This window comes from Elusimicrobiaceae bacterium (assembly GCA_028700325.1).
Taxonomy (GTDB): domain Bacteria; phylum Elusimicrobiota; class Elusimicrobia; order Elusimicrobiales; family Elusimicrobiaceae; genus JAQVSV01.
Genome location: JAQVSV010000012.1, coordinates 30675 through 45334 on the forward strand (window position 1 = coordinate 30675; position 14660 = coordinate 45334).

The 14660-nt window shown below is 60.0% G+C and carries 4 protein-coding genes; 3 read left to right on the top strand and 1 reads right to left on the bottom strand.

Annotation, left to right across the window (positions count from 1 at the left end):
- The first annotated feature begins 12 nt into the window (after positions 1-12).
- From PHW69_02980 to PHW69_02990, 3 genes are all read left to right on the top strand, one after another.
- Positions 13-444 (top strand): hypothetical protein, encoded by a 432-nt coding sequence (locus tag PHW69_02980; protein ID MDD4004152.1) that lies wholly within the window; start codon positions 13-15, stop codon positions 442-444.
- A 196-nt stretch (positions 445-640) separates the two neighbouring features.
- Positions 641-12337 (top strand): FlgD immunoglobulin-like domain containing protein, encoded by an 11697-nt coding sequence (locus PHW69_02985; GenBank protein MDD4004153.1) that lies wholly within the window; start codon positions 641-643, stop codon positions 12335-12337.
- A 4-nt stretch (positions 12338-12341) separates the two neighbouring features.
- Complete coding sequence (locus PHW69_02990) at positions 12342-13616, top strand: PorV/PorQ family protein (GenBank protein MDD4004154.1); 1275 nt, start codon at positions 12342-12344, stop codon at positions 13614-13616.
- Positions 13617-13950: 334 nt separating this feature from the next.
- Here the strand turns inward: PHW69_02990 and PHW69_02995 are convergent.
- Positions 13951-14660: PHP-associated domain-containing protein (locus PHW69_02995; GenBank protein ID MDD4004155.1), on the bottom strand; the 710-nt coding region annotated here is incomplete at its 5' end.

Consider the following 14660-nt stretch of genomic DNA (forward strand, 5'->3'; position numbering starts at 1 on the left):
TAATATCACTTTATGCGGAAAATAATAATGGCAGGCATGTTTTTCATCTGGTTGCCGGCGGCGGCCGCGCAGCAGACGGAGCGGGCGAACGCGCCGTCGCGGTCGTTCGCGAAGCCGTCCGCCCAGGATTTGCTTGCGCCGCCGCCCGCCGCAACCATGCCGTGCGGGGAAGAAAACGCCGATTCCTGTTCGGATTCGGCAAAACCGTCCCCGGAGGCGTTTTTGCGCGCGCAGCGGCTGCGGCTGGAACTGGAACAGAGTTCCGCCGCGCATGCTGTTTCTTCCGGGCGCGGCACAGCCTCTCCGCCGGCGGCGGCCGCGCCGCCGCCCGTTCCCGTTTACCTGCCGCACACTCCTCCGCTCCGCCGCGGCGCCATGGCGGCCGTGGCGCTTGTGCTGGCGGGCGCTGTTCTTTTCGCGGTTCTTTTTAAAAGAAAAAAATAGACTGGCCGGTGCTGCGCGCGGCGCCGGGAGTGCCTTCGCGGCCGCGCCGGCGTGACTGTTGTTACACCGGCGTGTGACTGTTTGGCGGTTGTTTTTTCCGGTTTTTGCCGTGATACTATATAAAGACGCCGGAACGTGCAGTTGCCGGCGGTCCGGGCCCGGCGGCCCGGATGTGTTATAATATAGGATAAATTTGATGCCATCGCCGCAACAAAACAGATGCGCGTTCAGACGCGCTTTATCGGTCGTGCTGGCCCAGACAGCGGTTCTGCTGTTCTGCGGCCGCGCGTTTGCCATGGCGCCGCCGGCCGCCGGGGAGCTGGAGAAGTACAAGGCGGACGGGTCCTATGAAAGGCGGCTGGTGTTTGCCGAATCGCTGGGTAATAACAGGGTGGCTTCCTCGCTGATTCCCAAGCTGGTGCCGGGCGGCAAAACTTTGCTTTTAAACACGAATCTGCCGGCCTCGCTTAAGGGGATGCCCTCGTCGGGGCAGGTCAGGCCGGTGGTGCTTCTGCTGGATTTCGAGGGCACGGAGCATACCGTGTCCTCCGCGGTAATAGCCGGCAGGATTTCCGGCACGTCCGGCGGGGCGTACGGCTCGCTGCGCAATTATTATTACAACTCGTCCTACGGCAAGCTGGACATGTCGGATGCGCTTGTTCTGGGCTGGTGGAACGTGCTGTCCGCGCGCAGCGAAATTGACACCACGAAGGCTTCGCGTGAAGAAATCATCGGGCGCGCGCTCACCGACATGAACAGCTTCACCGATTTTTCGCAGTATGATTCCGACGGCGACGGTTACATTGACCAGCTGATAGTAATCTGGGCCGGCGATAACGGCGGCTGGGGCGATTTCTGGTGGAGCTATTCCGACATCTGCGTTGATTCCGCGCTAACCTTCGACGGCGTGCGGGTGAGAAATTATTCCTGGCAGTGGGAGAAATATGCGGCCGAAGACACCGATTTCGATCTGATGACCGCCATCCGGCTGACCGGCAATTCGCTCGGCCTGCCGGATTATTACGATTACGCGCCCGGCATCGGGCCGGACGGCGGGCTCGGCGGCATGGATATCATGGACTCGCTGCTGCCGGACACGCCCCGGGTGGACCATAACGCTTTGAGCAAGCTGCTCCTCGGCTGGATTTCTCCGGCCGGTTACAACGCCGGCGTTTCGGCGGTTAGCATGGAGCCGGCGGAAACTTCGTCCTCGGCGGTCCAGCTGATGAAAGCCGGCGGCGCGCAGAGCGTGTTCGGCGAGTATTTCCTTGTGGAGAACCGGCGCAACGGGCTGGGCAACGATCTTGACCTGCCGGGCAGCGGGCTCGCGGTCTGGCATGTGAATTCCGCGCTAGATACCGCCGGTTCCGGCTTCGTTTCCGACAACACCGGCACCGAGAACAAACTGCTTAAACTGGTTCAGGCGGACGGGCTGGGCTCGATCGAGGCGGGCCTGCCGGCGGATTCCGGAGATTTTTACGGAACCGGCTCGCATTTCGGGCCGGGCACCACGCCCGGCAGCGATCTTTATTCCGGGCTGCCCAGCTCCATTGATATAGACTCGGTTACCGCGGCTGAAACCGCCGTTTTCACTCTTTCCTACAACACTCCGCCGGGCGCCGTAGCCGATGTGTCCGCCGAGGAAGTTGCCGGCACTCCGTTTGTGGTCAGGCTGAGCTGGACCCGGCCGGCCAACGCGGCGTATTACGAAATCCGGTATTCCACAATCGGGACGCCGGGCGGTTCCGCGGCGAGCTGGGAAAACTCCTCGGTATGGACCTCGACAAAAATTGCGGATTCCTCCGCCGAAACCGAATATATCAGCGGCCTGACGGACGCGACGCGCTATTATTTCAAGGTGAAAGTCTATAATCCGGCGGGCAACTATGTGTTTTCAAACGGCGCGTCTGTCCGGCCGTGGGACGCGCCGCCGGGCTCTCCGGCCGATATCTTCGCAAGCCCGGTGGACAGCCAGTATTTCGACGGCCTCTCGTATGTAGACTGGACCGCGGGCGGCGGCGACGGCGATTATGGCAATATTTCGGTTGGCGCGTATGCGCTGGGCGTTTCCACTTATTTCAAAACGCCGTCCGAGTGGGTCAGAAGCGAAGCCGTTTCCACTGGCGCGCTGCACGGCATCGAGCCGGGCGGGATGTATGCGTTCCAGTACGAAGGGCTGATGCCGGATGTGACTTACTATCTGGCCTTGTGGGTGCAGGATGATGCGGGCAATTGGTCCACAGAACCCGGCATCGCGTATGCCGGTTATTGTCCGCCCGACAATGTGCCGGAAGCGCCGGTGCTTGCGGCAGAATCTCTCAACCGCGCGGTCAAACTGACATGGACCGAGGATGCCCGCGACATAGACCATTATGTGGTCTACCGGTCCTCATTCACCCCCTATTTTCAGGAGGACAGCAGCGGCACGATAGTGCAGCATATCGTCTGCACCACTACGGGAACCACCTGCACTTATTCGGCGCTGCAATATGAAATCAACGGGTTTCGCGTGCTGGCGTATGACCGGGATCCTTTTGTCAAATTCAGCACATCCGGAATTGTTATCGGCCAGGCGATTGACAAGGAAACGCCGCTGGTGCAGGAACTGGTGTCGCCAACGCATCCGAGCGAAAGCATCATCTATGTGAACAATACGCCGTCTTTTCAATGGGCCGCGTCCGACACGGGCGGCTCGGGCCTGTATAAAATCTATGTCACGCTGGTAAGCACTACTGCGGCCACGCTGGTGTCGTCAGATGTGGTGAGTTCCGGGATTGTGCTGGAATCCACGGTCACCTCCTATTCCTATACCACACCGCAGGAAGACGGTGACTGGTATTTTTATGTGGTCGCGCAGGACACGGAACAGAACCTGTCTGACGCGGTGCGGCGGAAAATCCGGATTGACTGGTATCCCGAACCGCCCAGCACGCCCATCGTAACGCCGGCCAGCGGGAAAATATCGGTCAGCTGGAGTCCGTCCGTTCTTCAGGCGAAAGACTTCGACCATTACGAACTGTACTGCGATTCCATCACCAAAGGCGACTGGTCGGATTCGTTTCTGCTTGCCGAAACGACGGCAACAAGATACGAGCATGAGGATCTTGACGTTTTCACCACCTATTATTACCGGGTGCGGTCTGTAGATTCCGCTCCGCTGGTGTTGCGAAGCACGCCGTCCGCTTCGGCCTGGGCGCGTCCGCTGGGAGTTACGGAAATAGGCGGTATTTTCTCCGCCACGCACCCGTCGAGCAGTACCTGGTATTCAAGCAATCTGCCTTCCTTTGCCTGGACTACCATTGATGTGGAACAGGCGGGCATAAAAAACTTTTACATTCTGCTTGCCACTTTTACCGCCGACAAAAACGAAGTGATCGCGAACGGCTATATACAAACCGATTACGCCTATACGTCAACCGCGCCCATAGCTGACGGTGAATGGCAGTTTCAGATAGTGGCGGAGGACAATGGCAATACCACGAGCGCGGTCGCGCGGTACTTTTTCAGGGTGGATGCGTCCACCCCGGTCGCGCCGGCTGGCCTGTATTCTGTTCCCGGTCAGAATTCTCTCATGATTTCCTGGGACGAGCCTTATATGGCCCATGATATCGCCAGCTATACGCTCTACTGCGACTCTTCCGCGCCGTACGATTTTTCGGACCAGTTTTTTGTGGCCACAGTGACCACAACATTCTATCTGCATGGCGGACTTGTGAATTACCAGCCTTACGCCTACCGCCTGACCGCTACCGACAGGCTGAGCCATACCAGCGAGTATTCGGGCGTGCTCAATGATTATGCCATAGACGGCACCGCTTCCGTGATCAGCACTCTTGCATCCACCAACCTGCCGGTTGAGGATACCTGGTATCCCGACCCCGACCCTGTATATACATGGTCCGCTTCCGACAGTGGCGGTTCGGGCCTGCGGGGCTATTACTATACCCTTTCGGCTCAAACGGCGATGACGGCGGAGGAAGTTTATTCGACCGGCACTTATACCGCCGACACGACTGCGTCTTTTACGGCTCTGCTCGACGGGATCTGGTATTTTTATCTGGTGGCGGAGGATAATCAGGGCAATTTGTCGCTGGTGTCACGGCGCGAGTCCCGCATTGATTACGCGCCGGGCGCGCCCCGCAACCTGAATCTGGTTCCGCGCTACAGGAAAATCACGCTGATGTGGGACGAGCCGGCGGTTATGCCGCCCGATTTCAGCTATTACCGGATTTATTGCGATTCCACGACCCCTTATGATTTCGAGGACGGGTTCATCCTCGCCAGAACCTCCGATACGGCTTACGCGCATTTAAATCTCGTCGCCGCCAGCACCTATTATTACCGGGTGACGATGGTGGACACGGCGCCGAACGTGCTGGAAAGCGAATATTCCGGTTCGATCGGCGCGCGGCCGGTCAGCTCGATTGACATAAGCTCGATCGTGTCGCCCACGCACCCCAGCACGTCGGCGTGGTATGGCGTGTCCGTGCCGTCGTTTCAGTGGACGGTGGAGGGCAACGGCGGGATCGGGGTCGAGGCGTATTATCTGGCGATTACAACTTATGCGCTTTCCGCCGCGTCCGTAGTGGCTGGCGGGCTGGAACTCACCGCCGCGAGTTACACAGCGCCTGCGGCTTTGCCGGACGGAGAATGGACTTTCAGCCTTGTCAGCAAGGATCTGCTGGGCGATTATTCCGCGCTGGCGGTTTATCCGTTCAAGATTGACGTTTCTTCGCCGCCGGCCCCGTCGAATCTGATAGCGGTTTCCTCGCAGAACTCGATTTCGCTGAGCTGGAGCACGCCCGTATATACCTATGATGTGGATCACTACCAGCTGTACTGCGATTCCGTTTCGCCGTTCGATTTCGCCGACGCGTTCCTGGCGACCAGCACGGTCAACACGTTTTTTCTTCATACCGGTTTGGTCAATTACCGGCCCTATCATTACCGCGTGTACGCGGTTGACAGACAGGGGCATACCGGCAACTATGCCGACACCGCCAACAACGCGCCGCTCGACATAACGCCGCCTGCCATGGGCGCGATCGTGTCGGCTTCACATCCAGACCCTGACGTCTGGTATGAAAACGGCTATCCGATTTTCAACTGGAGCGCGACCGATGAGGGCGGCAGCGGTATCAACGGCTATTATTACATGCGTTCAAGCACGGCGGAGCTCACGGCGGAGGAGGTGATGACCGGCGGAGTTTACACCTCGTCCGCGGGTGTCATACTGCCCAATGTGCCGGACGGACTGTGGTATTTTCACGCGCTGGTTGTTGATAATCAGGGTAACATTTCGGGTGTTTCGCAATACCAGTTCCGGGTGGACTATTTCCCCGCGCCGCCCGCGGACGTTACGCTGGAGAAATGGAACGGCCGCATAAACCTTTCCTGGACCGCGCCGGATCCGGACCCCGGCGATATTGACTATTACCGCGTGTACTGCGATTCAACCGTTCCGTACGATTTTGAGGATTCCTATATCGCGGCGCAGACGACAGCCGCCGCGTTCGGGCATAACAACCTGCTCGCGACCAATACCTATTATTACAGGCTGACCACCGTGGACAGGGGGCCCAACGCGCTGGAAAGCGTTTATTCCGGCATAGTGTCCGGCCTGCCGCTCGACAGCGTTGCGCCGGTCATGCTGACGCTGGCCTCGCCTTCGCATCCGTATCCGGAAACTTCGTACCAGAATAACATACCCACCTTCACATGGACGGCGTCCGATACCGGCGGATCCGACGTGGCCGGCTATTATTACATGCTCGACCAGCTGGAGGCCGTGACCACGGAGCAGCTGCTGCTGACCGGCGATTTCACCTACCTTAACACCACCAGTTACATGGCGGGTGTGGCCGACGGGATCTGGTACTTCCATATTCTGCCGGTTGACTATCAGAATAACGTGGGCGATCCGCTGACGCGCGGGATTATCATTAACATGCCGCCCGCGCCGCCGACCGATCTGGTTATGGATACGGCGGCGGCGCATGTGATGCTGAGCTGGACGGCTCCCAGCCCGCTGCCGGCAGATCTGGATCATTATAACGTTTACTGCGATTCCGTCGCGCCTTACGATTTTTCGGACGGCTATCTCGCCGTAAGCACGACCCATACGGTTTTTATTGACACGATAACGAGTTACGGCAGCTATATTTACCGTGTTACAAGCGTTGATAACGGCACCACTGCGCTGGAAAGCGAGCCCGGCAATACACAGTTTCTGGTGCAGACCGACACGATGTCGCCCGTGATGACCTCGCTTGATTCGCCCACCCATCCCGACACGGCGACCTGGTATTCCGACAATCATCCGCATCTGGAGTTTGCCGCCTATGATGTGGGGGCTGCCGGCGTGAAAGGGTATTATGTGATGTGGAGCGCGAGCGATACGCTTACGCAGGGCCAGCTGCTTGCCGGCGCGACACTGGCGGAGGCAACCTATTACCAGCAGGTCGGCGAGCTGGAGGACGGGCAGTGGTATTTTCACGCGATGGCGGTTGACAATATCGGCAATCTGTCGGAGCCGCTGGTGTTTCCCGTGCGGATTGATACGGTCCCTCCGGCGCCGGCGACGCTGAGCGCGACGGCGAACCAGAACCGGATTTCGCTTTCATGGACAGTCGCGCGCATGCCGGCCGATTTCAATTCTTTCATCGTTTACTGCGACAGCACGTCGGCCGACTGGACACACCAGTTCGCGGCCGCCGAAACGGCGGATGCGGCTTTCGTCCATACGGATCTGAAAAACTACAACGTGTACCGGTACCGCGTTCTGATAAAGGACGTCAGGGGCAATCTGAGCCAGCTTTCGGAAACGGCGAGCCTTTACCCGATAGATGAAACGGCGCCGGAGATCAGCACGCTGACGGCAACCAATCTGCCGGTCGAGGATACCTGGTATCCGGATCCGGATCCTGTATATGCGTGGGCGGCGTCCGATCTCGGCGATTCCGGGCTGCGCGGTTATTATTATGTGCTGGCGGCCACCGACACGATGACGGCGGAGGAAGTTTATTCGACCGGCACCTATACTTCGGAAACCGAGGTTTCGTTTACCGCCCTGCCGGACGGGATCTGGTATTTCTTCCTGATCGCGCAGGATAACGAGGGCAATCTGTCTTCCGTGTTCAGGCACGCGACCCGCATTGATTCCACGCCGGGCGCGCCCCGCAACCTGAATCTGGTTCCGCGCTACAGGAAAATCACGCTGATGTGGGATGATCCCGTTCCCATGCCGACCGATTTTGACTATTACCGGATTTATTGCGATTCCACGCCCCCCTATGATTTCGGGGACGGGTTCGTGCTGGCCCGAACTTCCGGCACGAGCTATACCCATTTAAATCTCGCCGCCGCCAACACTTATTATTACCGCGTCGCCACGGTTGACGGCGCGCCGAACGTGCTGGAAAGCGAATATTCCGGTTCGATCGGCGCGCGGCCGGTCAGCTCGATTGACATAAGCTCGATCGTGTCGCCCACGCACCCTAGCACGTCGGCGTGGTATGGCGTGTCCGTGCCGTCGTTTCAGTGGACGGTGGAGGGCAACGGCGGGATCGGGGTCGGCGCATATTACGTGACGCTTACCACCTATCCGCTTTCAATAGAGGCGGTTGTGGCGGGCGGCTTGCGTTTGACCGCCACGGCCTATACCGCGCCTGCGGCTCTGCCGGACGGAGAATGGACATTCAGCATCGTCAGCGAGGACCTGATAGGCGATTATTCCGCGCTGGCGGTTTATCCGTTCAAGATTGACGTTTCTTCGCCGCCGGCTCCGTCGAACCTGATAGCGGTTTCCTCGCAGAACTCGATTTCGCTGAGCTGGAGCACGCCCGTATATACATATGATGTTGACCATTACCGGCTGTACTGCGATTCCGTTTCGCCGTTCGATTTTGCCGACGCGTTCCTGGCGACCAGCACGGTCAGCACTTTCTTCCTGCACACCGGGCTGGTAAACTACAAACCCTACCATTACCGCGTGTACGCGGTTGACAGACAGGGGCACGTCGGCAATTATGCCGACACCGCCAACAACGCGCCGCTCGACATAACGCCGCCTGCCATGGGCGCGATCGTGTCGGCTTCGCATCCCGATCCGGATATCTGGTACGAGGACGGCAATCCTATTTTCAACTGGAGCGCGACCGACGCGGGCGGCAGCGGCATCAACGGCTATTATTACATGCGTTCGAGCACCGCCGGGCTGACGGCGGCGGAGGTGATGTCCGGCGGAGTTTACACCTCGTCCGCCGGGGTTATCATGACCGGCGTGCCGGACGGGCTGTGGTATTTCTACGCCATGGCGGTTGATAACCAGGGCAATATTTCGGATGCCGAAGCCTACCTGTTCCGGGTGGACTATTTTCCCGCGCCGCCGACCGGCGTGACGCTGGAGAAATGGAACAGCCGCATCAACATTTCGTGGACCGCGCCGGACCCTGATCCCGGCGACATAGATTATTACCGCCTGTACTGCGATTCCACCACTCCTTACGATTTCGATGATTCCTATATCGTGGTGCAGACGACGTCCACCGCGTTCGGGCATAACAACCTGTTCGCGACCAACACTTATTATTACAGGCTGAGCGCCGTGGACAAGGGCCCGAACGCGCTGGAAAGCGTTTATTCGGACATAGTGTCCGGCCTGCCGCTCGACAGCGTTGCGCCGGTCATGCTGACTTTGGTTTCGCCCTCGCATCCGTATCCGGCGGTTTCGTACCAGAATAACATACCCACTTTCACATGGACGGCGTCCGATACCGGCGGCGCGGGCGTGGCCGGGTATTATTACATGCTCGACCAGCTGGAAGCCATGACCACGGAGCAGCTGCTGCTGACCGGCGGGTTCACCTATCTTAACACCACCAGTTACATGGCGGGCGTGGCTGACGGGATCTGGTATTTCCATATTCTGCCGGTTGACTATCAGAATAACGCGGGCGACCTGCTGACGCGCAAGATAATACTGAATCTGCCGCCAGCTCCGCCGACCGGTCTGGTGATGACGACCGCGCCGGCACTGGCGATCCTGAACTGGACCGCGCCCAGCCCGTTCCCCGCAGATTTCGATTATTACAAGATTTACTGCGATTCCAGCGCGCCGTATGACTTCGGCAACGCCTATGTCGCCGGCACTACGGCGGATACGGTTTTTGTGGACACGGTTACTTCGCACCTCAGCTATAAATACCGCGTTACCGCGGTGGATAACGGCACAACTCCGCTGGAAAGCGAGCCCGGCAATACACAGTTTCTGGTGCAGACTGACACGATGTCGCCCGTCATGGCTTCTCTTGTGTCGCCTACTCATCCCAACTCTTCGGTCTGGTATACCGATACCGCGCCGCTCATGGAATTTTCCGCTTACGATAACGGCAGCGCGGGAGTGAAAGGGTATTATGTGATGTGGAGCGCGAGCGACACGCTTACGCAGGCTCAGATACTGGTGGGCGGGGCGCTGCTCGGCGCCACTTATTATCAACTGATTTACGGGCTGGACGACGGGCAGTGGTATTTCCACGCGATGGCGGTTGACAATGCCGGGAATCTGTCGGTTCCGGCGGTCTATCCGGTAAAGATTGACACTCTGCCGCCCACGCCGGAAGCGCTGTCCGCCACCGCCGGGCAAAACGAGATCGAGCTTTCCTGGTCAATAAGCCGTATCCCCGCTGATTTCAATTCGTATATCGTGTATTGCGACAGCACCTCGGCCGACTGGACCCATCAGTTCGTGGCGACGGAAACGGTGGACGCGTCTTTCATTCATGCGGGCCTGCGCAATTATAACGTGTACCGTTACCGCATACAGTCGCGGGACAGCCGGGGAAATTTGAGCGGACTGTCGGAGAATCTCAGCCTTTATCCCATTGACGCGCTTGCGCCGGAAATAACAGCCCTGATCTCGCCCACCCATCCGGACGAGGCGGTGTGGTATTCGTCCGGCGCGCCGCATTACGCCTGGCAGGCGGTTGATACGGGCGGCTCCGGCCTGAAAGGGTACTATTACATTCTGGACAACAGCGAAACTGCCGAACTGGATGACATGATAGCGCGCGGCACGTTCACCATAGCCGTCAGCCATACCGAGCCGCAGGCGCTGCCCGACAGCATCTGGTATTTTCATCTGGCCGCGCTGGACCAGCAGGAGAATTACAGCGCGATCGAAACTTTCAGAACCAACATTGATTCCGCGCCGGCCGCGCCGCTTGATCTGACGGCTTTGCCGCTGGAACAGGCGGTGATGCTGACCTGGAGCGAGCCCGACCCGTTCCCCTCCGATTTCGCGGCGTACCGGGTATATGTTGATTCCGTCGCGCCGTATGACTGGGCGGACGCGTTCGTAGTGCAAACCGACACCACGACTTTCACGCACTGGAACCTTGACAGAAACGCGACTTATTATTATACGGTCCGCACGGTGGATGCGGAGCCCAACCAGATGGAAAGCGCGGCTTCAAACGTGGTGGCCGTGCGGCCGGTCGAGCATATCGCGCCGGTGCTTGCGGGGCTTGCCAGCCCGACCCATCCCGATCCCGCGGCGTGGTATTCGACCGCCGCGCCGGTGTTTAACTGGACCGCCACGGATGAAGGCGGCAGCGGACTGGCTTTTTACAGTTATGTCATAAGCACGCTGGCCGTTTCGGACGCGGCGGTATGGACGTCCGCTTTGCGGGTGACCACTGCCGCCTACAGCGCGCCCGCTCCGCTGGCGGATGGCGTCTGGCATTTTTATGTCAGCGCGCAGGACGGAGCGGGCAACGTGTCGTCCGTTTCCGTGCTTACGTTCAATATAGACACCGGCGCGCCGCAGGCGAGCATTGCGCTCAGTTCCGCTTTGCCGCTCGCTTCGGGCAGGTACGGCGTCACGCTTACGCTTGCCGACGAGCTTAGCCCGCTCGTTGCCGCTCCGGCGCTGATTTTTACGCCCGCCGGCGGAACCGGTTCCACGGTTACTTTGACAAATGTGTCCGGCCCGGTCTGGGCCGGCACGGTTGCTGTGTACGCCCAAACCCCGGCCGGCACGGCGGAGTTCGCTTTCTCCGCCACCGATTCGGCGGGGAATACCGGAACCGTGATAAGCTCCGGCTCGAGTTTCGCGGTTGATACTTCGATTTCAAGCTCTGCGGCCGGCACGGTGCTGGGCCCGGACAACTGCGCCGTCGTCATACCGGTTGGCGCGGCTGACAGGCGTATAAGCGTGCGGATTGACGACGTCAGCGGCGATTCCGTGCTTGACCGGGCGGTTCTGCTGGCGGTTAATTTCGGCTCGATGCTGGAGATCAGCTCCTCCGTTTACAAGGAGTTCAGCGCGACGGCTACCGTTACCGGCGAAGCGATAACGCGGTTCAGTGTGCCTGTCACGGTTTCAGTGGCTTACGCCGATTCCGACGGCGACGACGTGGTGGACAATACCGATGTGCCTGCCGGGAATCTGCGTCTGTTTTATCTTGACCGCGCGCTCGCGAAATGGGAGTTTGTGCCGGGCCAGTATCTGGACCGGGTCGAAAAGCGGGTCAGCGCGCCGGTCAGCCACTTCTCGACTTACGGGCTGCTGGCGGTAAAGCCGGGCGCGGTTGCCGCGACGGGGATAGTGGCGTATCCCAACCCCTGCTATTTAAAACATACGGCCTATATCACTATCGGCGGCATTCCCGCGTCGGCCGCCAACGCGCTGGTGCGGATATACGATCAGAACGGAGCGCTGGTGCGCACCCTGAGCGAAGCGTCGGGCGAAGTGGTGACTTCGGCTGCGGGCGGCAAGCAGGCGCAGTGGAACGGTTTGAACTCGTCCGGCGACAGGGTTGCCAGCGGCGTATATATCTATCTGCTGAAGGCCGACGGACTCAAGACCACCGGCAGGCTGGGCGTACTGTGGTGATTTTATGAAAAACGCGATATTCGCGATTACGGCAGTCTGCGCTTTGCTCTGCGCCCCGGCTTTCAGCTCGGGCGAGGGAACCAGCTCGGCTAAATTCCTCAAGGCCGACTCCGGCGCGCGGTCAAGCGCGCTGGGCGGCGCGTATACCGCCGTGTCAGACGACGCGGATGCCGTCAACTATAATCCAGCCGGCATGGTTCAGCTGGGCCGGCAGGATGAGGCGTATTTCACCCATAATGAATGGATCAGCGGGTTCCGGCAGGAAAACCTTTCCTATGTGCGCAACACCCCCGCCGGCGCGTTCGGCGCGGGGCTGGTGTATTTTCACAGCGGTGCAATAGCTGAAACGGACATGGCGGGCAGTTACACCGGCGGCGAATTCGAGCAGTCGGACATGGCGTTCAGCGTTAATTACGCATATCGCCATGACGGCCGGCTGTCGCTTGGCGCGGGCGTGAAACTGATCCGGGAAAGCCTGTACGGGCATTCCGCCATGAGCGGCGCGCTCGACGCGGGCGCGCTGTACGCGTTCAGCGATGACCTGCGGCTGGGTCTGACGATCCGCAATATCGGGCCGGGCATAAAACTTTATGAGGAATCGTTCCCGTTGCCGTTTGCCGTGCGCGCCGGCGCGGCGTACACTTACCGGGCCAATACGCTGTTCTCCGCCGACCTTGAAAAAGCCCGCGATTCCGGGCTGGTTCTGAAATTCGGCGCGGAATACCGCGTGTCAGTCAGAAAAAGCGATGTGCTGGCATTGCGCCTGGGCTATTGCGGCGCGCGCGACGAGGACGCCGGCTCCGGGCTCACCGGCGGGCTGGGTTTCAAGGTGGAGCGGTATGTCATAGATTATTCATTCTCGCCGTTCGGAGAGCTGGGCAACGCGCACAGGTTTTCGTTCGGCATGGCGTTCGGGCCGGCGGTTAAAAAAACCGGCGCGCATGAGGAGTATGCGGAGGAGTCCGGCGCCGGGGCCGCATCTGTTTCCGGCAAGTCCGGCGAACCGCCTGCAGCCGCCGGAGCAATTGCGCGTCCGGCGGAGCCTGCCGCAAAGCCCGCCGTTCAGCCGCTCCCGGCGCAGGAAATTCATGCGGCACCTGCCGCGGAGCCGGTTCCCGCTGTCCGCAATGACACGCCTGATGAAGGGATCAGCATCGAGGAAAGCGTGCCGCAAGCCGAGCCGGTTGCGGAAACCAAAGAGGAATGCGTGAGCAGGTGTGTCGCGTCGGGCACGCTCGATTCGATCGGGTGCATCAGCAGATGCGGGCCGGTGCGTTAGAAAAAAACACGCGGCGGCGTTACGTTTTCAAATGCGGAGCGGCAAAAAGAAACCGGGCCGGGTTTCGCCAAAAGATCTTTTTGACTGTTTGAAAGCCCGGGATATTATCCCGGGCTTTTGTGCGTTGCGAAAAGACATAGCGCGCCGGCAACGGCAAGCCCGTTGTTCTGGCGTCATGTTCTGCGGGGCGGGTTCGTGCCGATGGCGGCGCGGAAGCGGGGGCACGGCTGAAAGACGCCTTGCGGGTCATGCCCGGCAAAGCGCGGACGCGCCGTCCAGGACGGCGCGCCGGGGAAACGATACGGGCCCCGGCTCTTTTGCACCCGGCCCCAAATCAGTTCCGTGTCAGTTTTCGCGCCAGCAGGGCGCCAGCATGGAACACGCGCTTGAGCGCGCGCACATGGTGCAGGCCCAGCGCGCGCACGCACCGTTCCGCCCACAGCGCGCACATTCTTGCCGGCTGGGCCGCCGTTGGCGGCAGCTGGCGGGTTTCGAATACCGGGTCGAGGCGGTTGGCCAGAAGAAGCGTCTTGAGCTGCTGGGGGTCTGCGATTGCGGCGGTTACGGAAAAGGCTCCGCGCCCGATGTCGGCCGCGCGGTGCGCGTCGCTGCCGGACACCATCGTTTTGCCCAGTTCCCGCGCCAGCGCGAACGCGCGGGCGTTGCCGTATTCCGTGTTTGAAGGATTGAAAATTTCCAGCGCGTCTATGAGCGGGGCGAACTCGCGGATATGCCGCTCGCTCAGGCCCGAGCCGGGCCGCAGCGGGTGAGGGATCACGGTGATTCCCCCCTGCGTTTTTATGGCTTTCAGGGCGGCGGCGGGTTCGGTTTCGCGCACGGCGCGGTCAATAAACAACCCGATTATATGGCCGGCGGAAGTGGAAACTTCCACGCCGGCTATCGCGCGCGGGGCTGGCGGCAAGGCGGGGCCGGGCGGTATGGCAGTATCGGTTTTTGCTGTTATGGCGGGCCGGGCGGAGTTTGCCGGAAAACACTCCGGCCCGGGCAGCGCGTCGTGATCGGTCAGCGCGTAGAAGGCGAGGC

Bases quoted from the DNA above. Each gene is read 5' to 3' on its own strand.
- PHW69_02980 (MDD4004152.1), top strand. From the start codon at position 13: ATGCGGAAAATAATAATGGCAGGCATGTTTTTCATCTGGTTGCCGGCG.
- PHW69_02985 (MDD4004153.1), top strand. From the start codon at position 641: ATGCCATCGCCGCAACAAAACAGATGCGCGTTCAGACGCGCTTTATCG.
- PHW69_02990 (MDD4004154.1), top strand. From the start codon at position 12,342: ATGAAAAACGCGATATTCGCGATTACGGCAGTCTGCGCTTTGCTCTGC.